Here is a 24,110-nt window from a genome sequence, read left to right as displayed (position 1 = left end):
GGCCCCTGACGTGCTTTGGGGAGAGAACGATGAGTCTGATCGAGCGGCTGCTCGGCGAGGTCCATGCGGGACTGCCGCGACTGCGCGGCGCGATGGTGCACGGCGTCCTGCCCGTGCACCACCGGGTCGTGGACGAGCTGCTGCCCCTGTTGCCGGGTTGGCCCGCAGGTGCACGTGTCGCGTTGGGTCCGGATCAGCGCGTGCAGATCCGCTACGGCTCGTTGCACGTGAACGCACGACTGCAGCGCCTGGTGGCGCTCCGCCCTTCGCCGATCGTCACGGTCGAACTGGCATCGCAGTTGGTCGCGTTGGGCTTGCGCTTCGTGCCGCTCCCGCCGTTCGTGCAGGTGTCGGGGCGCCTCGTCCAGATCTCGCTCGCGGACATACCGTTGCTCTCCGACCTGGCGCCGCTGTGGCCGCATCTCGCGCACGCCACCTGTACGTCGACACCCAATGGCCTGGAACTGGCGTTTGGATTCCATGTCGTGGACGCGAACGCCGAGCCGACATTCGTTCCCCGCCCTCGCCGAGAGGAAGACCGCCCAATGCCCGAGAGTGGACGATTGCAGTCCTGGATACAGCAGCAACTGGCCACCGGGCTGCCCGCGCTGACCGGGGCGCGGCTGACCGGCACGATTCCGGTGCCGGTGACGCTGCTCAACGACCTGATCGCCCAGGCTGTCGCAGATGCCGCGGCCGGCGATCTCGGGCAGGCGCGTCTGCCTGCCGCGGGGCTGGACCTGGCGATGCTGGCGCGCCTCGTGAAGCACGTCCGCGTCGACGCCGCGCCCGGCGTGCTCACGCTCGATTTCGAGGTGGGTGTAGGAGACTGATTGTCGAGACGAGGGCGTCGCGGGTGATCGGCTTTGCCAGGTGCGACTGGAAGCCGGCCTCGATCGCGCGCCGCCGATCCTCTTCGCGCACCAGCGCTGTCAGCGCGACCGCCGGCGTCTCGCAGCCATCGTCATGCGACAGTGCGCGCACGGCACGGATGAACGCATACCCGTCGGTGCCCGGCATGCCGATATCGGCCACCACCACGTCAGGACGTTCGGCGCGCAGCAGGCGAAGGCCCTCGTCCGCATTCGTGGCGGTCACGACGCGTGCGCCCACGCCCTCGAGAAAATGACTGGCGATATCTCGCGTATCGGCATCGTCGTCGACGACCAGTACGGTCAGCCCCGTCCGCGGCGGTGATGTGGGGGACGACGCGACGTCGCCGCCCGGTGCGGCCAGCGACGGCAACGATCGCCACGAGGGCAGGTGTACGGTGAAGGTGGCGCCGCACCCTTCGCCGGGACTCTCGGCCGCCACCCTTCCGCCATGCAATTCGACGAGCTGCCGCACCAGCGCCAGGCCGATCCCAAGGCCGCTATGCCGGCGTGTCGTCGAGCCATCGGCCTGCCGGAAACGGTCGAATACGTGCGGCAGGAAGTCGGCCGCGATGCCCCTGCCGGTGTCGCTGACACGGACGCGATGTCCCTCGTGATCCTGGTCGATGCGCACGCGCACCTGGCCTCCCGGCTCGCTGAACTTGACGGCATTCACGAGCAGGTTCCAGAAGACCTGCTGCAAGCGTTCGGCGTCGCCCATCACCAGGAGCGTCACCGGCGTGGCGTCCTGCTGGACGTGCACGTTGCGGGCCGATGCCGCTGGAGTCACCGCCAACACGGCATCGCGCACGACCGTCGCGAGGTCCACGGGTTGCGCATCCAGCCGTAGTCGTCCGGCGCTCATCCGGCTCAGGTCGAGCAGGTCATCGATCAGCTGCGTCTGCAGGCGAGCGTTGCGGGCGATGGTTGCAAGCCCCGATTGCAGCGCATCCGCGGTGCGCGGTCCCGATTGGAGGATCTGCGCCCAACCGAGGATGGCATTCAGCGGCGTCCGCAGTTCATGCGAGACGGTGCCGAGGAATTCGTCGCGCAGCAGCATCGCCTGTTCCGCTTCGAGGCGGGCGGCCTGCTCGCGCACCAGCAATGCCTCACGCTCCTGCTCCGCGAGACGGCGATCGGTCACGTCCATCGCCACGCCGACGATGCGTGCGATGCGCCCCTTGTCGTCGAATGTCGCCGTCGCACTCTCCTCGATGTGCACGACACGACCATCAGGGCGAAGGAAGCGATAGGCAAGGCGTGCGCCCGGGTGATCCGGGGTCATGCGCGTGAGCACGTCGGCAAACTGTTGGCGGTCGTCCTCGTGCACGCCCGCGAGGAAAGTAGGCGCGCTTCCCCGCACCGCCTCGTCAGCGGGGAGGCCGAGGATCTCCGCGCATTCGGACGTCCGCACGACGGCGCCGCTCTCGGGTTCGACCTCGAATCCGAATGACCGTGCCGCTGCCAGGGCGAGGTGCAGGCGTTGCTCTCGATCGCGCAGCACCTGCTTGCCTCGTCGTTCGTCAGCGACGACGGCGAGCACCAGGCAGGTGAACGAAGCGGCCATGAGGAACTGCTGCAGCAGCACGAACCGCACGTCCTGCTCGAGGGTGCGCGCGAGCACGCCGGTGCCCATGATCGTGCCGGCGACGCTGATGAGGGTGGCGGGGAGCAGCGCGAGGGTGGCACCGCGCACGCCGAACGCGAGGCTACTCCAGAGGAGCACCGGCCAGACGATCCAGGTGCGACCGAGCGCAGACGGCGCGCCGAAGAAGACCCACGCGCTCACCCCGGACACGGCCAGCACACACGCGAGCAGGTGTGCCCAGTAGCGCGTCGACCGTGGCAGCGGATCGCCCGCACCCCAGGCCAGCGCGAGCGGCGTCACGACGAGCACACCACCGATGCTGCCCACCCACCAGCGCATCCACGTGCCCATGTAGTTGGCCGACGACACGTCGCCCGCAAGGGCCATCGCCGAGACACCGACCGTGGCGCCGATCATCGAACTGCCGAGGCCCCCGCCGAGGCCCAGCCACAGCACGTCGCGCAGGCGTGAGAGCGCGGGATCCAGGCGGCCCCATCGTGCGAGCCCCCAGCCTCCCGCCCACGCGGTCAGGGTGTTGGCGCCGGCAATCGCAGCCATCAGCCACGGCTCGCGATCGCTACCGGCGAGCCAGAAGGCCAGCAGCCGGGCGGCGAAGATCGACGGCCAGTACTGCCGGCCGAACAGGATCATGGCGGCCAGCGCCGCGCCAACCCCGGGGAAGATCGGCGACGATGCCTGGCCACTCGTGGCCCAGAAGGCACTGAGGTGAGAGGTGACGAAGTAGATCGCGGCCACGACGACCGTGATCGCGAGGCCCAGAGGAACGACGAAACGAGGAGAAGTTCCCGTCGCGGGTGCGGACATGGGCGCCAGACCGGCTGCGCTCGAACGACGCAGCCCGCATGCTATCACCCGAACTCGTCCGAGGGGACGGGGTCCTAATGGGTCGCCGCGGCGTACTCCTCGTACGTGCCCTTCCAGTCCTCGATGCCGTCACGGGTGCAGTGCCACACCCTGGTGCCGACCTCGTCGATCAGGTCCTCGTCGTGCGTGACGAGGAACACCGTGCCTTCGTACTTCTGCAGCGCGATGTTGAGGGCGTTGATCGCCTCGAGATCGAGGTGGTTGGTCGGTTCGTCGAGCACCAGCACGTTCGGCTTCTGCAGCATCAATCGGCAGAACAGCAGCCGCGCCGTCTCGCCGCCCGACAGGGCCGCCGTCGGCTTGTGGCCTTCTTCGCCGCTGAAGAGCATCTGCCCGAGCAGGCCGTGGATGTCCTGGCGCGGCGCATCGGGCGCGAACGAGTGCAGCCACTCGACCGCCGTGGTCCCGTGCGCAATTGCGCCGGTGTGGTCCTGCGAGAAGTAGCCGACCGAGACCTCGTGGCCCCAGCGCACCTGCCCGGCGTCGATCGCTGAGGGATCGGCGTCCACGCCGGGCGCGTCGGCCAGCAGCGCCTTCAGCAGCGTCGTCTTGCCGACGCCGTTGCGGCCCACCATCACGATCTTCTCGCCGCGATTGACGATCGTTTCGAAGGTGCGGACGACCTCGAGGTCGCCGTACGCCTTCGATACGCCCTTGCATTCGAGCGCGAGCTTGCCCGACGGCCGCTCGATGCCGAATTTGATGAACGGGCGCTGGATGTTCGAGCGCGCCAGCTCGGTCGTCTGCAGGCGTTCGACTTCCTTCTTGCGCGAGGTCACCTGGCTCGAACGGGTGCCCGCCGAGAAGCGGGCGATGAACTCGTTCAGCTGGGTGATTTTCTTGTCACGCTGCGCGTTGTCGGCCTCGATCTTCGACCGGATCTGGGTCTTGGCCACGACCATGTCGTCATAGCCACCCGTGTACGTGATGATCGTCTGGTAGTCGATATCGGCGATGTGCGTGCAGACCGCATTGAGGAAGTGCCGATCGTGCGAGATGACGATCAACGCGCCCTCGTAGCGCACCAGGAAGTCCTTGAGCCAGTGGATCGAGTCGAGGTCCAGGTGGTTGGTCGGCTCGTCGAGCAGGAGCGCCTGCGGCTGCCCGAAGAGCGCCTGCGCGAGCAGCACGCGGACCTTCTGGCCGCCCTGCAGCTCCTTCATCTTCCGCTCGTGCAACTCGTCGGGGATGTCGAGGCCTGCCAGCAGGATGGCCGCGTCGCTTTCCGCCCCGTAGCCGTCCTCCTCGCCGACGATGCCCTCGAGCTCGCCGAGACGCATGCCGTCCTCGTCGGTCATGTCGGCCTTGTCGTACAGCCGATCGCGCTCCTCGAGCGCCGCCCACAGGCGCGCGTTGCCCATGATCACCGTGTCGACGACGCGGAACTCGTCGAAGGCGAACTGGTCCTGGCGCAGCACGCCGAGCTTCTGCGGTCGCGTGACCGCCCCCTTCTGCGCCTGGAGCTCACCCGTGAGGAGCTTCATGAAGGTGGACTTGCCGGCGCCGTTGGGCCCCGTGAGGCCATAACGCCTGCCGGCAGAGAAGGTCGTGGTGACATCGTCGAAGAGCACCTTCGACCCGTACCGCATGGAGACGCCGTGGACTGCAATCATGGGGACCCTCGCGGCACCCGCCGCAAACTTCCCATTGTACTCCGCGTCTGTGTGATCGGCGATACGCCTCGCGGACCATCGGGCAGTTCGCACTCCCACGCGACCAGATGAGCTGGCGGTCGTGGCAGGAAGGCGCGATGTAGGCTGGAGCTTTCGGCCAGGTCGCGAGGACGCAGATGCACCCGTTCCAGACAATCATCGAACCTTTTCGCATCAAGTCGGTCGAGCCGCTCCGCTTCACGACGCGCGAGGAGCGTGCCGCGGCGCTGACACGAGCGGACGGCAACGTCTTCAAGCTGCGCGCCGACGATGTGCTGATCGACTTGCTGACCGACTCGGGCACGGGCGCGATGTCGTCGGCGCAGTGGGGTGGGCTCATCCAGGGCGACGAGTCCTACGCCGGCAGCCGTTCGTTCTATCGCTTCGAGCAGGTGGTGCGCGACCTCACCGGGTACGCACATGTCATCCCGACACACCAGGGAAGAGCTGCCGAACGAATCCTCTTCCACACGATCCTGAAGGCCGGTCAGATCGTGCCCAACAACAACCACTTCGATACGACCCGGGCCAACATCGAAGTGGAGGAGGCAGAGGCGCGAGACCTCGTCATCGCGGAAGGGCGACAGCCATCGGTCGTGCACCCGTTCAAGGGCAACATCGATCTGGACGCGCTCGAGGCGTTGCTCGCGCGCGACCGTGACCGCGTACCGCTCGTGATGGTTACGGTCACCAACAACTCGGGCGGCGGGCAGCCAGTGTCACTGGCGAACCTGCGTGGCGTTCGGGCGCTGTGCGATCGCTACGGCACGCCGTTCTTCCTCGATGCCTGTCGCTTTGCCGAGAACGCGTGGTTCATCAGGCAACGCGAGCCTGGCATGGCGGACCGGACGCCGAGCGACATCGCTCGGGAGATGTTCAGCCTGGCCGATGGCTGCACCATGTCGGCCAAGAAGGACGGACTCTCCAACATCGGCGGCTTCCTGGCGATGCGCAGCGACGCGTGGGCCGAGCAATGCCGCACCTTGCTGATCCTCACGGAGGGCTTTCCGACCTACGGCGGCCTCGCCGGGTACGACCTCGAGGCCATCGCTCGCGGCCTCGAAGAGGTGGTGGAGGAGCCGTACCTGCGGTACCGCATCCGGTCAACCGAGTACCTCGCGGACAAGGTTGCAAGAGCCGGCGTCCCGATCATCCAGCCGGCAGGCGGGCATGCGGTCTACATCGACGCTCGCGCGCTGCTGCCGCACATTCCGCCGCTGCAGTATCCGGGCATCGCGCTCGTCAATGCGTTGTACGTCGAGGCGGGTGTCCGCAGCGTCGAGATCGGCACCGTGATGTTCGGCCTGCACGCCGACGGCACCGAATCAGCAGGCGCTCTCGACCTGGTGCGCCTGGCGATTCCGCGACGCGTGTACACGCAGTCGCACATCGACTTCGTCGCCGAGGCCGTGATCCATGTGGCGGCGATGCGCGATCGATTGCGTGGCTACCGCATCACGTCGGCGCCGCGCCCGCTCCGCCATTTCACCGCGTCGTTCGCCGCGCTTGCCTGAGTAGCCCGCCCTCGTACGTCAGGCTGGCGTCGCCGCATCGGCCGCGAGCAGCGCGAGGATCTCGGCGCCGTAGGTCGCACGACGCCATGGCCCGAAGTCGGCTATCTGCGCGAGGTCCTCGACAGTGGTGGGTGGCCGACGCGACAGGTCCCGGATCGTCGTCTTCGGCAGGATCACGTCGGACTCGACGCCGCGTGCCTGCGCGCGCTTCTTGCGCCACAGCCGCAAGCGGTCGTACCGGTCCCGCACCTCGTCGGGTTCGCGCTCGGTGACCGGCGGCCGCACCGGCGCCGCCGTTCGCGCACCGGCGATGACCTGGAGCAGGCCGCGCCCGTATCGCTGGATCTGCGGTGGCGGCATGCGCGCGAGGCGGCGGAGGTCGTCGAGGGACGCCGGTGCGTGTAGCGCCAGCGCCAGCAGCGTCGCCTCGTCCATGACCTTGAACGGGGGCCGATCCTGGCGGGCAGCCTCGGACTCCCGGAAGGCATGCACGGCCTGCAGGATCGCGGCCTGCGGCGGCGTGAGGTCGTAGGCGCCCTTCACGCGCCAGAAGGCGACCGGATCGGGGACGCCGGCGGGGGCGCCGGCCGGCAGGCGCGCCAGGCGGGCAAAGTCCTCCTGCGCCTCCTCCCAGCAACCCGCGGCCTTCAAGGCGTCGATCTGCAGGTCGCGCAACGCGACGAGATGATGCGTGTCGTGCCGCGCGTAGTCGATCTGCTCCGGCGTGAGCGGGCGCCTGGCCCAGTCCGCCTTCTGGTGCGCCTTGTTCAGCGTCACCCCGAACCTCGTCTCGAGGATTGCCGCCAGGCCCACTTGCGGCCATCCGAGCGTGCGTGCGGCGCTCATCGTGTCGAAGAGATTGGCGAAGCTGAACCCGTAGTCCCGGCCGAGGCAGGTCACGTCGTACTCGGCGGCGTGAAAGATCTTCTGCTGGTGGGGATTGGCAAAGATCGACGCCAGCGATGACAGATCCGCGATGGCGATCGCGTCGACGAGGTAATCCGCGGTCGGCGTCGAGAACTGGATCAGGCACACGCGCTCGCGCCAGGCGTGGAGGCTGTTGGACTCGGTGTCGACGGCGATGGCGTCGCAGGTGCCGAGCGTGTGCACGAGCCCGGCGAGCTCGCCCTGGTCGGCGATGAAGATGGGAGCGTTCATGGCGAGGTCTATGGTTACGAAGGATCGCGGCAGCCGCAATCGGCAAGCGATCCTATCGCGCCGGATGCCGCATGCGTACAGGAACGCTGTGGCCAGTGCGCGACGAGCGCCACCCGCTGCCGCGGTGGTATCGTGGACCCGCCCGATGGACACCCTCAACGGCCTTCCGCTCGTCGCTCCCAGGATCACGCCGGTGCTGGACCCGGCTTTCCGTCCCGCCGTGCTCGCAGTGCGCGCCTTTCGCTCGCAGGTTGCCGAGGCCGGTGGGGGCGTGCCGGTGCGCCTCGCCATCGAACAGGCCGATGGCTCGGTGTTCCGCTTCGACATCGCCGTGCTCCCGGCCTCGCATCGCGACGCCGCCGGTAACGCCGCCTTCGTCGAGCGGTTCGTCAAGTTCCTGCTCTGGTCGCGCGGGGGCTGGCGCATCTACATCGACGGCCCGGCCGAACTGGCCGCCACGCTGAACGCGCACTACCAGGACACCGCGACCGGGCGCTTCGACGCCGACCTCGTGGCATTCCGCATGTTCGACCATCCGATCGAGGTCGTGCACACGACCGACCTGCCGGCCGAGCGATCGGTGACGATGCCGCTCGGGCGGCACCTGGAGGGCTACCGCATCGGCTTCGACCTCGGTGGCAGCGATCGCAAGGTCGCGGCGGTCGTCAACGGGGAGGTCGTCTACAGCGAGGAAACGGTGTGGGACCCATACCACAAGCCGGATCCGCAGTATCACTTCGACGGGATCATGGACTCGCTGCGCAAGGCAGCCGAGCACCTGCCGCGCGTGGACGGGATCGGTGGCAGCGCCGCCGGTGTCTACGTCAACAACCGTGTCAAGGCCGGCTCCCTGTTCCGTGGCGTGCCCCAGGATCTCTTCGATGCGCGCGTGAAGGACATCTTCTTCGAGGTCAGGAAAGCCTGGCAGGGCGTGCCGTTCGAAGTCGTCAACGACGGAGAGGTCACCGCGCTCGCCGGGTCGATGTCGCTTGGCAAGAACGCGATTCTCGGCATCGCGCTCGGGACCAGCACGGCGGCCGGCTACGTCACGCCCGACGGCAACATCACGTCGTGGCTCAACGAGCTCGCGTTCGTCCCGGTGGCCTTCAATCCTGACGCGCCGGTGGACGAATGGTCCGGGGATTTCGGTGTCGGATCCCAGTACTTCTCGCAGCAGGCCGTCGGCCGCCTGGCGCCGGTCGCCGGTATCGAGACGCCGGCCGACATGGGCCTGCCCGAGAAGCTGAAGGTCGTGCAGAAGTTGCGCGCCGAGGGCCACGAAGGCGCCAGGCAGATCTACGACACGCTCGGCACGTACCTCGGCTACGGCGTCGCGCACTTTGCCGACTTCTACGACATCGCCCACGTCCTCGTGCTCGGTCGCGTCACCTCGGGGCCTGGCGGGGACGACATCGTCGACGGCGCACGCCGCGTGCTGGACGCGGAGTTCCCGGACCTCGCGCGGCGCATCACCCTCCACGTGCCCGACGAGAAGGACAAGCGGCACGGCCAGGCCATCGCCGCGGCAAGCCTGCCGGAGGTCCCGCGATGAGCGACGGCAATCCGTACTTGCACTACGTGTCGTCGCTGGCGCGCCTCGCGCACGACGGCAAGCAGTTCCAGCTCGGAGGCTTCCCGATTCCGGCGCATCCGCCGGTGGCGTCCGACGCACCGAAGGCGCTCATCTTCTCGCCGCATCCCGATGACGAATGCATCATCGGGGGGCTGGCCCTGCGGCTGCAGCGCGAGGCCGGCTACCGCGTTGTCAACGTCGCGGTGACGCAGGGCAGCAACAAGGCGCGGCAGCAGGGACGATGGGACGAACTGACGCAGGCCTGCCGGTACCTCGGTTTCGACCTGGTGCAGACGGTGCCTGGTGGGCTGGAGAAGATCAACCCGAAGACCCGCGGCGCCGACCCCAGCCACTGGGCCACGTGCGTCGAAGTGATTGCGCGCATCGTTGCCGAGCATCAGCCTGCGGTCGTGTTCTTTCCGCACGAGACCGACTGGAACAGCTCACATATCGGCACCTACCACCTGCTGATGGATGCGCTCGGGCAGCAAGGGCCGACGTTTGCCTGCCACGTGGTCGAGACCGAGTTCTGGGGGGCGATGTCGACGCCGAACCTGATGGTGGAGTCGAGCGTGCAGGATCTGGCCGACATGATGGCGGCGCTGTCGTTCCACGTGGAGGAGGTCCGCCGCAACCCGTATCACCTGCTGGTGCCCGCATGGATGCAGGACAACGTGCGTCGTGGGGGTGAGGTCGTGGGTGGACAGGGTGGTGCCGCGCCCGACGTCCTGTTTGCCACGATCTATCGGCTGCGGCAATGGAAGGACGATGCGTTGCACCACACGTTCGACGGCGGCCGCATCCTCTCCGCGGCCACCAGCCCGATCACGCTCCTCTAATGCCTGATGCCTGATGCCTGATGTCGCGACGGCCGAAGGCCGAATGACGAAGGCCTCCCGATGAAGTCCGTCTTGATCGCGAACCGTGGCGATTTGCCAGCTTGCTGGCGCTCATTCGCTGCGCAACGCGCGAGCGGCATCGACCCGGCCCGCCCGCCACGCCGGCACCGCAGAGGCGGCCACGCCGACGAGCAGGAAGAGCAGCACGGTCCCCGTGAACACGACGAGGTCGTGTGGCGGGAGGTCGAAGAGCAGCTGGCGAAGCCGGCTCGTGACCACGATCGCGGTGCCGACACCGAGGGTGAGACCACCGGCCACCAGTCCGAGCCCGCGCCCGAGCACCGAGGCCATCACACCACGCAAGGGGGCGCCGAGCGCGAGGCGAATGCCGATTTCCCTCGTGCGTCGGCTCGCGTCGTGCGCCACCAGCCCGTAGACGCCCGTGGCGGCCAGCAGCAGCGCCAACACGCCGAACGCGGACACGAGCAGCGAGGCGAACCGGGGCCGCCATAGCTGCCGTGCCGCCTCGTCAGCCAGCGCGATCGGTTTCGCGAGCGCCAGGTCGGCGTCGACCGCCCACACGGCAGCCTGGATGGCCGCGCCCAGGACACGCGGGTCTCCGGTCGTGCGCGCGACGAGTGTCATCGCCGAGAAGTGGGGCTTTGGGGCGTCGAGGTATTCGGGTGTCTGCGCCAGGGGCACGTAGATCTCGGGTTCGGTGGTGGCCGCCCATTCCTGCTGCCGCACGTTGCCTACCACGCCGACCACCGTCCGCCAGACAGCCGCCTCGCCGTCGTCCGTGAAGGAGACCCGGCGGCCGAGCGCGGCGCCATCGAGGTATTGACGCGCGAATGCCTGGTTGACCATCACCACCAGCGGCGCACCCACGCCGTCCTGCCGTGTGAAATCGCGGCCGCCGCTGATCCGGATGCCCGCCGTCGCGGGGTAGCCAGGCCCCGACACGCGCCAGACTGCATGTGCCCGCGCCTCGGTCGCCGCCCCCTCGATCAGGGGCCGCGCACCCCAGGCGTCGCCAGCCAGCGGCACGTGGTTGATGACCGCTGCGGACGTCACGCCGGGGACGGCACGCGCGCGTTCCACGACCTGCTCGAACAGCACGCCGCGGTTGTTGCGCCAGGCCGGCGACGCATGCGCCGAGACCTCGATCGAGAGCAACCCCTCGGGCCGGAAGCCCGGATCAGCGCTCGAGAGCCGCTGGAAACTGCGCACCAGGAGGCCGGCCGTCACCACCAGCAACACGGCGAGCATCACTTCACCGACCACGAACGCGCCGCGCATCCGGCGTGCGCGCCGGGATTCGCTGGCGCCGCGTGGACCGAGGCGCAGGCTTCGCCGTGTCGTCCACACGGGGGCGAGTCCGAAAGCGAGGCCAGTCAGCGCGCTGAGAGCGGTGGCGACCACCGCCATGCGCCAGTCCACGCTCACATCCTCGAGCCGAGGCAGGCCGAGCCGGGTGAGACCCGGCACGAGCGACACCAGCCAGCAGGCGAGGGCGAGACCCGCCGCTGCGCCGAGAGCGGCCAGCAGCAGGCTCTCGGTCAACAGCTGACGGGAGATGGCCGGGCTGCGCCCGCCGAGCGCGACGCGCACCGCCATCTCCGGCTGCCGCTGCACGGCTCGCGCGAGCAGCAGGCTGGCGACGTTGACGCAGGTGACGAGCAGGACGCACGCGGCCGCCAGCAGGAGCATCCACAGGAGCGGCCGTACGTCACCGGTGACTTTCGCATGCAGGGCCTGCGCCTGCAGGTGCAGGTCGCGGTGCGCGACTGGATAGACGGCACGGAGCCGCGAGTCGAGGGCGGCGACCTGTGCCTGCGCCGTGGCCATGGATTCGCCGGGACGCAGGCGCGCGAAGGTGCGCAGCGATGCGCCACCGCGGTCGTCACGCTTTGGCGCGAGGTCGAGCGGGCCCCACACCTCGGCGCGTGCCCAGAAGGGTGAGAACGCGAACGCCGGTGGCATCACGCCAAGCACGGGGTGGGGCACACCTTCGAGCAGCAGTTCGCGTCCAATCACGTCGCGAGCACCGCCGAAGCGCTCCTGCCAGAAACGGTGGCTCAGGACGACGCCACGCACATCGCCCGTGGTCAGCGTGCGGCCCATCTTCGCCGAGACACCGAGCAGCACGAAGAGATTGGGCGTCACGCGCATCGCGGGCAACCGCTCGGGATGCGCGCCGCCGGTCCACGTCGGGCCCCAGAGCTCCGCTGCGCCGACGTCGGCAAACGCTGGCACCTGCTCGCGGAGGTCGGCGACGATCGCAGGCGCGACCGGTCCCCGGCCGCCTTCGAGGACGACGGCCAGTCGATCCGAATCCGCGTAGGGCAATGGTGCCCAGAGCACCTGTCGCACGACCGTGTAGACCGTCGTGTTGGCACCGACGCCGATCGCGAGCGCCAGCAGGATGACCAGTGTGAGCGCCGGCGTTCGCGACAGCCCCCGCACCGCGATGCGCAGGTCACGGCGTGTCACGTCGAGGTGCTCACGGGCGGCGGTCCACAGGATCTCGAGGATGGTCGCCGGCCACACGCGCCACGCGCCCTCCGCGGCGCGTCGCTCGGCAAACGCCCAGGTCATCTCGTCGCCGTATTCTTCGCGGAACGCGGCCGGGTAGGCGTGGAGCAGTGTCCGGAAGCACCTCGTTGCAGTCGTCATCATGCCAGCCCCAGGGTGCGTGCCTGGCGCACCAGATCGCTCAGCCTGGCTGCTTCGGCTCGTGCCGCAGCGCGCCCATACGCGGTCAGCCGGTAGTAGCGGCGCCGTGGGTCGTCGTTGTCGTCACCAAGCGCCGATCGCCGTTCCGCCACGAGTCCCTGCTCGAGCAGTCGCCGGATGGTCGTGTAGAGCGTGCCCGGTCCGAGTCGCACGCCGGCGCGATCGGCCACTTCCTGCATGATCGCGTACCCATGCGCGTCTCGAGCCGCAAGCGAGACCAGGATGTGGAACACCGCCGGCGGCAGTGGCCGCAGGGAATTGACGTCCGGTGGCGTGGAGCGGGACATGGGCATGGTATGTATCGTACTCCGATATATCCATGCAAGACGTAGTTGGCCGGCCCGGGGTTCCGTACGCAGGCGTGCTCACCAGGAAGCTGGACGGGACGAGGGCAGGGCCGGGATGGCGACGGCAGGGTGCGACTCGACCTCAGGGTGCTGGTGGATCAGGCGTGAACAACCCGTCCAGCCGACCCGAGACGACGATGGCGTCGAGGCGGTCGGCCATGCGGGCCATGGCCTCTGGCCGGGTCTTGTACGTGGTGACGGTCACCGTGTCACCACCCCGGCTGAACGTCACGCTGTAGATGACACCATCGATCTCCACGCGAGGCGTGTCGACGGTCGCGGGTTCCTCCTCGCGCGGTGTCCCGTGCAGTTCCTTCACGAGGATGTCGTAGACGGCATCACGCAGGGGGCGGCCACCCGGCGAGAGCTGGTAGGTCTGATACGCACCGGGTCCACCCTCGGACAAGGCGCCACGGTAGGGCAGCGGCACGGCGTCCGGCCGGGCGTGCAGCACGTCGATGCCATCGGCGTCGCGGGACCATTCGAAATGGTGCGCGAACCACTCGGGGGTCATGTCCAGTTGCGCGGTTCGGTAGCGCATCCGCGCACGGTCCAGGGGGAAGGTGGCCGTGCCGCCGGTGTCGAGCCGACGTGCGGCGATGACTGGCGCAGTGTCGTAGCCGTTGCCGGGAGAGAACCACACGACGGTGCGCTCGTCTGGCGACAGCGCAAGCGGCGGTACGTCCTGCTGGCGGCCGGGCTCGGTCGGCCAACCGTGTGGCGTAAGCACAAGTGTGCGCGTGTCGAGCAGGGCCGCACCCGCGATGTACAGGCCGGGCGCCCGGAACGTCACCGTGTCCAGCCAGCCGTGGATGCGTGGTGAGGTTGGGGTTGGCGTCACCGATCCGACCGTCGCCGTGAGCGTGAGCAGCGACGGCGGAGGCGGCTCCACCTCGCACGGCTGCGACGGCGAGGGTGAGGCCGCAGCCTCACCCTGCTTCACGAGCCGGCAGCCCTCACCATCCCTCACCAGCAGCGCCCATGGCTTTGTGGAGACGATGGCCACGTCCTCGATGCGCCGATCGGCCAGCAGGTCGCGCCCGGCGTCCTGCAGGTGGAAGGTCGAGACCGCCCCGATCGCCTCGATGTCACCGAATCGAGCGAAATCACGGACGATTGTGTGGACGGTGAATGGGCCAACCTGCTGTGTTCGCGCCGGCGCCGTCCTCCGGGAAACGCGGAAGCGATAGCTGACGGGAGCGACGCCGGGCCCCTGCCCAAGCGGCAGGGCCTGCTGCCATTCGCTCCACGCCAGATCTTCGCGCTGGGGGTACCGACGCAGCGGCGGTCGCAGTGACGCAACTCGTGTGTCGCCGACGAACACGTTCAGGACGGGCGTGCCGCGCGTGGTGAAGATCTCCACCACTCCAGGCACTGTCCAATGGCCCTGCTCCTGCCGCGCGTCCTCCAGGAAGAGCGGCCCCGCCTCCTCGCGGCGCATCGTCGAGCCGCTGAGTGTGCCGAGGCGGACGATGCCAGGTCCCTGGTCGAGTCCTGGCGGGCGAGCGCTGCCGGGCCAGCGCAGTTCGACCAGAAGGAACAACCGCTCGCCATCGAGTTCTGGCGGCACGTCGGCCAGCAGGCGCGCCGCGCCCGCCACGCCTCCAGCCACGAGCAGGACGGCAACCACGGCGAGGCCCGCCGTCTTGAGCGCGTTCATCGCCGGTACTGCCGCCACGGCACGGGCGATCAGTAACCCGACGACCGCCCCGGCGCCGCCGCTCAGCAAGGCGACCAGGATCACGAAGTAACCGGAGGCGCCCTCGAACGAAGAAATCCGGTACCAGCCGACACACAAGTCGGCGACGACCCCACCGGCGAGCAGGGCGACGAGGCCGGTCAACAGGGCGATGGCAAGGGAGGTGAACCAGGACACCATTTCGGGAGTCGGGAGGCGGGAGTCGGCGGATCGCGAACCGGGAATCGGGAAGCGCCGTGGCGGCTTCCGTACTGTCAACGACACCACGAGCCGCGACGAACGGCCGAGCGACCGAAAGCGGTCACTTCGTCCGTTCCCGGACACTTTCGAACGACGCGTTCGGGTTGTTCGTCTCTGCGGCCATGACTCCCTGGCCGTTTTCCATCCTGCTAGTGGCGCTCGTCGCGTGCCCGGCCGTGGCCCATCACGACGCGCCGTTCGACTACGACTCCCGGACACCGCTTCGCCTCGAATCGACACTGGTCCGTCGCGAGGGCACCATCGAGGTGCACGCCATCAGCTTCGACAGCCCTCGGGGCGGACGCGTGACAGGCAAGCTGTTCGTGCCGACCGCGCCCAGGCCGACCCGCCTGGCCGGCATCGTCATGGCCCACGGTGCCCCGGGCAGCACCGCCAACATGGATCCGCGTGCCCTCTTCGTGGCCCGCAAGGGTGCCGTCGTGATTGGCATCGATGCGGCGTTTGCCCGGCGCGATCGGAACGACCCCATCACTTTTACTGCACGCGATGCCGACGAACAGGTCCAGACCATCGTGGACATGCGACGCGCCGTTGACGTGCTCGTCGCACGTGACGATGTCGATCCGGCCAGGCTCGGCTTCATCGGCGGCAGCTACGGTGCCGCGATGGGTGGGATTCTTGCCGGCGTTGAAGATCGCGTGGGCGCGTTCGTCCTCGCGGTCGGGGATGCCGGATTCGTGGCGCACTTCACAGCCGCGGATGGCAGTTGGCTGCCGCCGTTGTCGGACCTGCCCGGCGCAGAGCGGGAGACATGGGTTGCGGCGATGCGGCCGATCTCTGGTCAGGTCTTCCTTCCGCGAGCGCTCGGCGACCGGATATACCTCCAGAATGGACGCGCCGACAAGGCCGTGCTGCCACACGTCGCCGAGGCGTTCCATGCGTTGGCGCCCGCGGGAGCGGAGAAGCAGTGGTACGAGGCCGGCCATCGGCTGCCGCCTTCGCATTTCGCCGACCAGTTGGCCTTCCTTCACCGGAAGATAGGCACAGACGCTCCCGTGGCGGCGGATCGCGTCGGCCCATATCCGACGGCGAGCACCGCGCAGTGACGTAGCCTGCGGCCTACAGCCTACGGCCTGCAGCCTACGGCAGGCTGCAGCCGAGGAGGCGCGGGCCGCCTCAACGAGGACGAGCCGCCGCGCGCCTGATGCGATCGTGAATGGCCAACCACTCCGGTCCATCGGGCGGCCGAACGACGAGGATGACGTCGGCGCCGACCTCGTCGAGTCGTCGCAGATGGTCGTACAGCGCACGGCCGTAGCCTTCCGAATCGGTGGCCGCAGACCGCCAGGCGGCGGCAGGATTGGGCCTCTCTCCAGGAGCGAGCACTGCGATGCGACGGCCCGCTCGCGCGTGCGCGGCCACGGCGTCGTCGAGGGCCACGGCCTCCACGATCTCCAGAGGGGTGTGGGGCGCGTAGTGGGAGGCAACGCTGCCAGGCACGCGTGGCGCCACCGGTGAGGCACCGCTGACGGGTCCCACCACGGCTTCGATCGCCTCGGCCCCGACGCGTCCAGGGCGAAGGATCGAGATCTGCTGCCCGATGCACGCGACGATCGTCGACTCGAGGCCAACTTCCGACGGGCCACCGTCCAGGACGATGCGCACCTCGTTGCCGAGATCCGCCCGTACGTGTGCGGCCGTCGTCGGGCTGATCCGGCCGTAGCGATTGGCCGATGGTGCCGCGAGCCCACCGCCAAACGCGTCCAACACCTGCCGCGCCACCGGATGCGCAGGGACGCGCAGGGCGACCGTGTCCTGCCCGCCAGTCACCGCGGCAGAGACCGATGCCCTGCGCGGCAGCACGATTGTCAGTGGGCCGGGCCAGAAGCGCTGCATCAGCGCTGTCGCGGCCGCCGGCGTCTCGCGTGCCCATCTCGGCACCTGCGCGACATCGGGCAGGTGGACGATCACGGGATGAGACGAAGGGCGGCCCTTGATGGCGAAGATGCGAGCGACCGCCACCGGGTTGCTGGCATCCCCGGCCAGGCCGTAGACCGTCTCGGTGGGCAGGCCGATCACGTCACCTGCCTGCAACGCGGCGACGGCAGCGGCGATCTCGTCGGGGCCGACCATCCGGCGATGATACGTCGCGGCCAGGAATGAGTAAGATCCCGGCCATGCGCAGCTTGCTCATCGTGGTCGTCACGTCGCTCGCGCTCGCATCGTCGGCGGTGGCGGAGGTGAAGGTGGATCGCGTTCCATGTCCCGGCGACGGGCAGTGCGTCCGGCTGACCAATGGCACCGTCGAGGTGCTCGTGGCGACCGCCATTGGCCCGCGGATCGTCCGCTACGGTTTCCCTGGCGGCGACAACCTCCTCGGCTGGGTGCCGGAGACCAGCGTCAAGACCGACCTCGGCGTGTGGCGGCCGTGGGGCGGCCACCGGCTGTGGATCGCCCCGGAGCACATGCCGCGCAGCTATTCGCCTGACAACGACCCCGTCGACGTGCAGGTGAACGGGCGCACGGTCACGCTGACGCAGACGGTCGAACCGCGGACAGGTATCCAGAAGATCCTCACCGTGACGCTGGCCGACACGGGGACCGGCGTCACCGTTGGTCATCGACTGGTGAACCGGAGCCTGTGGGATGTGCAGGTGTCTCCCTGGGGCCTCACGATCATGAACACGGGCGGCACGATCATCCTTCCGCAGGAACCGTACGCCTCACATGACGATGCGCTGTTGCCCGTCCGGGCGATGACGATGTGGGCGTACACGGACCTCTCTGATCCTCGCTGGCAGATCGGCCCGAAGTTCCTGCGGCTTCGCACCGATGCCGCACGTGCCGGCTCGCAGAAGGTGGGTATTGCCAATCGGCAGGGCTGGGCGGCATACCACCGGAATGGTCAGCTGTTCGTCAAGCGGTACGACTGGCAGGACACGGCGACGTATCCGGACTTCGGCGTCAACACGGAGGCCTACACGGCCGGTGCGTTCGTCGAACTGGAGACGCTCGGCGCGCTGGTGTTGCTGGCGCCCGGAGCAGCCGCGACACACGAAGAGCGCTGGTACCTGTTCAAGGATGTTCAGCAGCCACCGACCGACGATGCGCTGCACGCGACGCTCGCGCCGCACCTGTCACAGACACGCTGAAGTAAGTAAGGCCCGCTCTCCGAGCAGTAGGTAGGGCCCGCTCTCCGAGCACGGCCAGGTAGCGACCCGCTGTTCCAGCGGGCCGGCGCATGAGCCGATTTGCTCCCGGTCTTCACCTTTACGGTTGGAGACCTGCTCATGCGCGCCCACGTTCTCGTCCACGCCGCCCTCGCCATCGTCTGCCTCATCCTGCCCGTGCACGTACGCGCGCAGACGTCGGCAGCCATACCGGCCGTCACCGGCACGGCGGGACACGCCGATTTTCTCGATGAGGGCCGCCTCGGCCACAGCACCTTCGGAGGTGGTCTCGAGTGGGTGCTGACGCGCCACATCGCCGTTGGCCCGGAGATTCTCTACATGCGCGGGCCAGGCGACGACCGTGACATGTTCCTGGTGGGAGTTGCGAGGTTCGGGATCCTGCCGCTGCGGTCCCGGGTGGCGCCCTTCGTCACGGCCGGCGGCGGCTGGATGATCCACAGCGACGACTACGCCGGCATGTCGTACAGCTCGACCGAGGGCGCCTTCATCCTGGGCGGTGGCGTCCGCATCAATGCCACTTCGCACGTGTTCATCGCGCCCGAATTCACGATCGGGTGGGAGCCGCACGTGCGGTACTCGGTCACGGTCGGCATCCGGTTTCCGTGAGAGACGTGCTGGCTGACCCATGCCCGTCGGCCGCGCTCGGAGAGCGGGCCCTACCGCGTGGGACGTGCCTAAAAAGCTCGACGCCTACGTCCTGTCGTGTAGCCATCGACCTTCCACCTTCGCCAAGGCGACGGTGGACAAGTCAGGTCGACGGTCACGGATGTTCCGGCATGCGGACGTCCGCTACGCGTCAGCGCTTGTCCGGCGCGCTGCCCGCGGGACAAGTCCCGCGGCTACACCCCACGGATTCCCGCCCCCCGGCTACACCGTCTCGGGCACCACGTATGGCTTGCGGTAGGTCCTGATCAGCAGCGCGTCTGCGTCCGGCGCGTCGACGAAGCGCTCGGTCTGGCCCGTGAACTTCAGCGATCGACCGACCCGGTACGAGATGTTGGCGAGGTGACACAGGGACGTGGACATGTGCCCCTCGTGGATGTCGGCGTGAAATGCGTCGTCCTTGTCGGCGCGCAGGCCTTCGATGAAGTTGGCCCAGTGATTCCCCTCGCGGTCGCCACCTTTCGAGCCGGCAAAGGGCTCGCGCTCGCGTCGGCGGAACGCCTTCCACGTGTCGCCACTGATCTCGAGCCAGCCTTCGGTACCGAAGAAGAGGTTGCCGACCTCCTGCCCCTGGCTGCCTTCGTTGTTGGTGTAGCGCCCGCGCGTCTCCATCTCGAGCAGCGTGCCGTCGGCGTACGTGTAAGTCGCCGTTTGCGTGTTCGGTGTCTCCTGCGACGTCTTGTCGTGCCCGAACGTATCGACGTCGCCGTAGACGTGCTTGGCCGGCGTCGGCGCACCATCGTCCTGGCGGAAACCGTACAGCCCGCCCGCCGAGTACACCGAGACCGGATGCTCGTTCTTGGCGAGCCCCCAGCGTGCGATGTCGAGCTGATGGGGGCCGGTGTTACCGGTATCGCCGTTGCCGGTGTCCCAGTACCAGTGCCAGTTGTAGTGCCCGCGCTTTTCGTTGTACGGACGCCACGGCGCCGGCCCGAGCCAGCGGTCGTAGTGGAAAGTGGCTGGCGGTTCGCTGTCGCTCGACATTCCGTACGAGTCGCGCGCCTTGAAGCAGAGCGACCGGGCCATGAACAGTGGGCCGATGCCACCCCCGTGCATGAAGGCGATGGCTTCACGCACGTTCACCGAGGAGCGGTTGTTCAGGCCCACCTGCATGTGCCGGCCGTACTTGCGTGCGGCCTCGATCATCCGGCGCCCCTCCCAGATGTTGTAGGAGGCGGGCTTCTCGACGTAGACGTGCTTGCCGGCCTGGCAGGCCAGCACGGCGGCCAGCGCATGCCAATGGTTCGGCACGACGATGGAGACGGCGTCGATGGACTTGTCTTCGAGGACCCGGTGCAGGTCCCATTCGGTGGCCGGCTTCGTGCCGGTCTTCTGTTCCACCAGCGCGACGCCCTTGGCGAACAATCGCTCGTCGGTGTCGCACACCGTGCGGATCTGGACGTTGTGGCTGTCCTTGAGCCGGCACAGGTTCTCGAGGTGAACGGTGCCCTGGTTGCGGATGCCGATGACCGCCATGTTGATGCGATCGTTGGCGCCGCGAACCTGGGCGTACGACCGCGCGGTCGTGCCGATGGTGCCAGCGGCCACGCTGGCGGTGCCCAGCAGGCCCTGCTTGAGAAAGTGTCGCCGGTCGGTGTGGGTCATGGTCAAGGCTCGGACGTGAACGCCGCGGAGTATACCGCGTGGCGCCATGGCCGAGCCTGCTCGCGCTACCGGCCGAAGCGAAGGACGCCCCGCGAGGACGCAAGGACGAGAATGTTTCCTGACATGGTCGCCGTGCTCTCTCCACCCAGCGCAGACGTGTAAGCAGATTCGAACGCCATGGTGGGGCACGCGGCCCGGGTGCAGGCCAGGACGGGACCGGCGGTCAATGTCTGGCCGTCGACGGTGTAGCGGCCCGTGCACGTGTTGCAGTCGGCACGCGTCGAGAGCTGGCCATCACTCAGGGTGAGCGTGTATCCAGGCGGCGCGGCTTGCGCTGCCTGGCCCTCGAGCTGAAGAGAGACGAGTGTCCATGTGCCAGACACCTGGCTCGCGGTCAGGCCCGAGGAGCCGGCCGATGCGGTGGGCGACGTAGGAGTTGATGAGGATGCCGAACACGCGACCGTGACGGCGACAAGCAAGAGAGCAGAGGCAATACGAAGGAATGGCATCACATACCCATCCCAACGCAACAAGTCTGCCATGCCAAAAACGATGGGATCGTCGTCTCGCCTCGCGGCTCGTGTCGCCTCGCCAGGACACGTGACGCGCACCTGTCCCCGGGCGTGAGCGGGGCGATTCTGCATAGAGGCAATTCGCCACGCATGAAAGACATGTCCTGACCTACTTGGGACGAGCCGGGCTGATCATGATGTGAGCGCCCGGCGTGCCGGGAAACATCAGCCACGGCGCACCGGGGCCCGGTGTCGTCGGCAGGCCCGTGGATTCGGTTGTGGCGCCCGACGTGTAGATCACCCAGCGCGTGTAGCTGTCGGCCACGATGCCGGTGCCGGCGTCGAACGCGCTGCCCTGCACGATCGTGGTGAGCCGAGGCTCCTTCGGCATGGGCAGGGTTCCGGCCTCGATCTCTTTCCACCGCGGGTCCTCGGGGCCACGACCCCTCGGTCCGAGTGCCCCGAGTTCGCGGCCGCGCGCCATGAACGGCTCCAGGTCCTTGTGATAGCAGGCGACGCTGAACTTGTCCTCGCGTGGATCGTCGGCGAGGCAGACCAGCGTGCCCGTGCCCTTGCGCAGGGTGGTGTGCTTGCCTTGCGCATCGAAGCCGATGACCGTGGCGGTGGCCCGCTGGTCGGCGGGTGCCGCCTGCACGGCTCCGGCAATCTGGGCCTCGGGCGCAGGCGTCTGCGCCGGCGCATTGGCGGTCATGACGACGAGCGTACCGAGCGCGAGCAACAGGCAACGGGTCATGGCGCGGCAGGATATCACCGAGCCAGCACCTGCTTGACGAAGCCGAACACGGCCTCGGAGCCAGGATCGCCGGGCTTGCCGATGTTGTCGTTGATGGCCGCGTGCCACGTGTCGCGGACGGGCACGACGGTGGCCGTGATGCCCGCGGCCGTCAGCGCCGCCGCCATGCGGCGGGCCTGCGCCCCGGCGTCGGGATGCTCGGCCACATGCAGGATCAGGAACGGCGGGATGCTCTTGCCCGGCGCGACGTGCGTCACGGCGGAGAGGTCGCGGTGCTTCACCGGGTCGTTGCCGAACTTCTGGCGATGTCCGCTGGTCGGCAGCGGAAAGCCGTGTACTCGCGCCCGGACCTCGGCGACTTCGATGATCGCGGGGACGTCGAAGGTGTCGGCATCCACCGGCACACAACCCTTGAGCATTCCCAGGGACAGGCCTTCGGCCTTGAGATAACGGTCGTCGGTGCACACGAGGGCGGCCAGTTGTGCACCGGACGAGTGGCCCATCACGAACACGGTGGACGGATCGCCACCGTACTCGGCGACGTGGTCGTGCACCCACCGCAGGCTCTTGGCGATGTCCCGGATGATGTCGCCCATCGCGACGCCTGGCCACAATCGATGGTTGGTCGAGACGAACACGAAGCCGGCGTCGTTGAACGCCTGCGGCTTCAGCGCGACCAGTCCCTTGTGACCGGTCTGCCAGCCGCCACCGTGAATCCAGAAGACGACTGGCCGTCCCTTGGCACCCGGCGGCGCGTGGACGTCGAGCACCTGACGCTCGTGCGCGGGATTGGCGTACGGGATGTCGCGCGTGACGACCTGTGCCTGGGCCACCGTGGCCGTCAAGACGAACAGCAGCGTTGCAAGGAGGCGCACGCCGCGGAGGATACCACCCGCGGCGACCGTCGATCAGCCGGCGAGTTGCCGCGCGTAATCAGCCGCGTCGAAGGCGCCGGTCGACCGTGCGATGAGCCCACCGGCGCCCAGCGTCCATGCCTCGTGACCGCTCACCCGAACAGGCTTGCCGGTGCCGCCTGGACCGGTATTGGTGCCCGTGAGCGTCCAGTGATAGCGCACCGCGTCGCCTCGCGGCTCCAGCCGGTCGAGGGTCACCACGAGATCCGGGAACGCGGTCATGAAGCCCTGCGCGTCCTGCGCGATGGCCGCCCGTCCGCGCGCGGTCACGCCGTCGTTGATGGTGAGCGTCCCGTCTTCCTCGAACAACGACGCCACGCGGGACGCGTCCTGGCTGCACCACGCGGCCGTGTAGTCGCGAGCGAGCGTGCGCACCGGTGCCAGCCGGGCGTAGAGGGAGGGGCCGTCGAGCGTGTCGATTCCGCATGCGTCGGCCAGCCGTCCGATGAAACGCTCGTCATCGGGCTCGGCCATCGTCGACACCCAGTCGTCGGCGGAGAGTCGCTCGCGTGCCTCAACCCATACGTCGGCGTCCGGCCCGACCGGGATGTGCAACGGCGGATCGGGATGCTGTGCCGCGTGCCAGATGGCTGTGGCCACCACCGCTGGCGGAGTCCCGCCTTCGAACTGCGAGCCGAAAATGCGCATGAGACGAGCCATCGTGGCCGCATAGGCATGCCCCTCCGGCAGCGGCACGTCGCGCTTGCCCCAGATCGGCGTCAGGATGACACCGGGCTCGATGAGGACGAACGAATGCCGAACGGACGCACTTCCATCGCCAGGCTTTCGCTCAACGCGCCGAGGGCGAACTTGGTTGCCGCATAGCTGCCGTGGCCGGGGAGGGTGAGCCTGCCCATGACCGACGAGACGTTGATCACGATGCCATGGCCGCGCGCCCGCATCGAGGGCAGCACCGCCTGCGTCATCCGGATCGCGCCGAAGACATTGGTCTCGAACAGCGCGCGCGTCTCGGCAAGCGGCATGTGTTCGACCGGGGCTGCCGAACCGATGCCTGCGTTGTTCACCAGCACGTCAACGTGGCCGATGTGCGCAAGCACCGCCTCGACGGAGGCATCGCTGTCCACGTCGAGGGCGAGAGGCATGATCGGCAGCCCTTCGGCGGCCGCGGCGATCAGCCCGTCGGCGCTGGCGGGATGGCGTGCCGCCGCGATGACGCGATAACCACGCTGTGCAAACAGTCGTGCCGTCTCGAGCCCGATGCCCGTGCTCGTGCCCGTGATCAGTGCCGTGGCCATGTCGTCGTCTCCGGAGCGCTTCGTCAGCGCGGCGCCAGCGCGTCCTGAGGTCGAGGTTGCGTCAGGTAGCGCCCAGCTGTCCAGCGGAGCTTGCCATGGCCGCAGGTGGATGGTGTGCCAGCAGCCATCGCACAGCAACGGAGCACCCTGG

General features: G+C 68.4%; 20 protein-coding genes. 7 read left to right on the top strand and 13 right to left on the bottom strand.

The window, feature by feature from the left end; genetic code table 11:
- Window positions 1-29 precede the first annotated feature (29 nt).
- Window positions 30-833, top strand: coding sequence for a hypothetical protein (locus LuPra_RS20605; RefSeq protein WP_110172494.1), 804 nt, complete (start codon window positions 30-32; stop codon window positions 831-833).
- Here LuPra_RS20605 and LuPra_RS20600 read toward each other — a convergent pair.
- Both LuPra_RS20600 and LuPra_RS20595 read right to left on the bottom strand, forming a co-directional pair.
- Window positions 799-3,285 (bottom strand): ATP-binding protein, encoded by a 2,487-nt coding sequence (locus LuPra_RS20600; protein ID WP_110172493.1) that lies wholly within the window; start codon window positions 3,283-3,285, stop codon window positions 799-801. The two genes, LuPra_RS20605 and LuPra_RS20600, sit on opposite strands and share 35 nt — an antisense overlap.
- A 74-nt stretch (window positions 3,286-3,359) precedes the next feature.
- The gene (locus tag LuPra_RS20595; RefSeq protein WP_110172492.1) at window positions 3,360-4,958 is read right to left on the bottom strand and encodes an ABC-F family ATP-binding cassette domain-containing protein; all 1,599 of its coding nucleotides are present in this window, start codon (window positions 4,956-4,958) and stop codon (window positions 3,360-3,362) included.
- A gap of 176 nt (window positions 4,959-5,134) precedes the next feature.
- Between LuPra_RS20595 and LuPra_RS20590 the strand changes: the two genes are divergently transcribed.
- A complete protein-coding gene (locus LuPra_RS20590; RefSeq protein ID WP_110172491.1) occupies window positions 5,135-6,511 on the top strand; it encodes a tryptophanase in 1,377 nt (458 codons plus the stop codon).
- Between the two features lie 18 nt (window positions 6,512-6,529).
- Here LuPra_RS20590 and LuPra_RS20585 read toward each other — a convergent pair whose 3' ends face one another.
- Window positions 6,530-7,669 (bottom strand): ribonuclease D, encoded by a 1,140-nt coding sequence (locus tag LuPra_RS20585; protein WP_110172490.1) that lies wholly within the window; start codon window positions 7,667-7,669, stop codon window positions 6,530-6,532.
- Window positions 7,670-7,814: 145 nt separating this feature from the next.
- On the opposite strand from LuPra_RS20585, the gene LuPra_RS20580 reads away from it, so the two are divergent.
- Entirely contained in the window at window positions 7,815-9,221 is a 1,407-nt protein-coding gene (locus tag LuPra_RS20580; protein WP_110172489.1) for an ROK family protein, read from the top strand.
- Window positions 9,218-10,081 carry a PIG-L deacetylase family protein gene (locus LuPra_RS20575; RefSeq protein WP_110172488.1) on the top strand — a complete coding sequence of 288 codons (864 nt, stop codon included), beginning with the start codon at window positions 9,218-9,220 and terminating at the stop codon, window positions 10,079-10,081. Before LuPra_RS20580 ends, LuPra_RS20575 begins: the two co-directional genes overlap by 4 nt.
- Before the next feature lie 111 nt (window positions 10,082-10,192).
- On the opposite strand, the gene LuPra_RS20570 is transcribed toward LuPra_RS20575, so the two are convergent.
- The 3 genes from LuPra_RS20570 to LuPra_RS32150 all read right to left on the bottom strand — a co-directional run bounded on the left by LuPra_RS20570 (window position 10,193) and on the right by LuPra_RS32150 (window position 15,043).
- On the bottom strand, window positions 10,193-12,760 hold the full coding sequence (locus tag LuPra_RS20570) for an ABC transporter permease (RefSeq protein ID WP_110172487.1): 2,568 nt from the start codon (window positions 12,758-12,760) through the stop codon (window positions 10,193-10,195).
- On the bottom strand, window positions 12,757-13,110 hold the full coding sequence (locus LuPra_RS20565) for a PadR family transcriptional regulator (RefSeq protein ID WP_110172486.1): 354 nt from the start codon (window positions 13,108-13,110) through the stop codon (window positions 12,757-12,759). Before LuPra_RS20565 ends, LuPra_RS20570 begins: the two co-directional genes overlap by 4 nt.
- 136 nt (window positions 13,111-13,246) lie before the next feature.
- Complete coding sequence (locus tag LuPra_RS32150; protein ID WP_157899481.1) at window positions 13,247-15,043, bottom strand: hypothetical protein; 1,797 nt, start codon at window positions 15,041-15,043, stop codon at window positions 13,247-13,249.
- Window positions 15,044-15,225: 182 nt separating this feature from the next.
- On the opposite strand from LuPra_RS32150, the gene LuPra_RS20550 reads away from it, so the two are divergent.
- Window positions 15,226-16,170: an alpha/beta hydrolase gene (locus LuPra_RS20550; protein WP_110172483.1), complete on the top strand. Its 945-nt coding sequence runs from the start codon at window positions 15,226-15,228 to the stop codon at window positions 16,168-16,170.
- Between the two features lie 70 nt (window positions 16,171-16,240).
- Here the strand turns inward: LuPra_RS20550 and LuPra_RS20545 are convergent, their stop codons facing one another.
- Window positions 16,241-17,197: an L-threonylcarbamoyladenylate synthase gene (locus LuPra_RS20545; protein ID WP_110172482.1), complete on the bottom strand. Its 957-nt coding sequence runs from the start codon at window positions 17,195-17,197 to the stop codon at window positions 16,241-16,243.
- 44 nt (window positions 17,198-17,241) lie between these two features.
- Between LuPra_RS20545 and LuPra_RS20540 the strand changes: the two genes are divergently transcribed.
- The gene (locus LuPra_RS20540; protein WP_110172481.1) at window positions 17,242-18,216 is read left to right on the top strand and encodes a hypothetical protein; all 975 of its coding nucleotides are present in this window, start codon (window positions 17,242-17,244) and stop codon (window positions 18,214-18,216) included.
- A 138-nt stretch (window positions 18,217-18,354) separates the two neighbouring features.
- Window positions 18,355-18,861, top strand: a complete 507-nt coding sequence (locus LuPra_RS20535) for an outer membrane beta-barrel protein (RefSeq protein WP_157899480.1) — start codon at window positions 18,355-18,357, stop codon at window positions 18,859-18,861.
- Between the two features lie 261 nt (window positions 18,862-19,122).
- On the opposite strand, the gene LuPra_RS20530 is transcribed toward LuPra_RS20535, so the two are convergent.
- The 6 genes from LuPra_RS20530 to LuPra_RS20505 all read right to left on the bottom strand — a co-directional run bounded on the left by LuPra_RS20530 (window position 19,123) and on the right by LuPra_RS20505 (window position 23,959).
- Window positions 19,123-20,523, bottom strand: coding sequence for a Gfo/Idh/MocA family protein (locus LuPra_RS20530; RefSeq protein ID WP_110172479.1), 1,401 nt, complete (start codon window positions 20,521-20,523; stop codon window positions 19,123-19,125).
- 65 nt (window positions 20,524-20,588) lie between these two features.
- Window positions 20,589-21,032: an META domain-containing protein gene (locus LuPra_RS34630; protein WP_418001389.1), complete on the bottom strand. Its 444-nt coding sequence runs from the start codon at window positions 21,030-21,032 to the stop codon at window positions 20,589-20,591.
- 172 nt (window positions 21,033-21,204) lie between these two features.
- Complete coding sequence (locus tag LuPra_RS20520; protein ID WP_110172477.1) at window positions 21,205-21,789, bottom strand: hypothetical protein; 585 nt, start codon at window positions 21,787-21,789, stop codon at window positions 21,205-21,207.
- Between the two features lie 14 nt (window positions 21,790-21,803).
- Window positions 21,804-22,664 (bottom strand): alpha/beta hydrolase, encoded by an 861-nt coding sequence (locus LuPra_RS20515; RefSeq protein WP_110172476.1) that lies wholly within the window; start codon window positions 22,662-22,664, stop codon window positions 21,804-21,806.
- Window positions 22,665-22,697: 33 nt separating this feature from the next.
- Window positions 22,698-23,363, bottom strand: coding sequence for a nuclear transport factor 2 family protein (locus LuPra_RS20510; protein WP_234800485.1), 666 nt, complete (start codon window positions 23,361-23,363; stop codon window positions 22,698-22,700).
- 59 nt (window positions 23,364-23,422) lie between these two features.
- On the bottom strand, window positions 23,423-23,959 hold the full coding sequence (locus LuPra_RS20505; protein WP_110172475.1) for an SDR family NAD(P)-dependent oxidoreductase: 537 nt from the start codon (window positions 23,957-23,959) through the stop codon (window positions 23,423-23,425).
- Window positions 23,960-24,110: the final 151 nt, after the last annotated feature.

Origin of the sequence: Luteitalea pratensis, assembly GCF_001618865.1 — a bacterium.
Classification (GTDB): domain Bacteria; phylum Acidobacteriota; class Vicinamibacteria; order Vicinamibacterales; family Vicinamibacteraceae; genus Luteitalea; species Luteitalea pratensis.
This window is presented reverse-complemented; position numbering and strand designations above follow the sequence as displayed.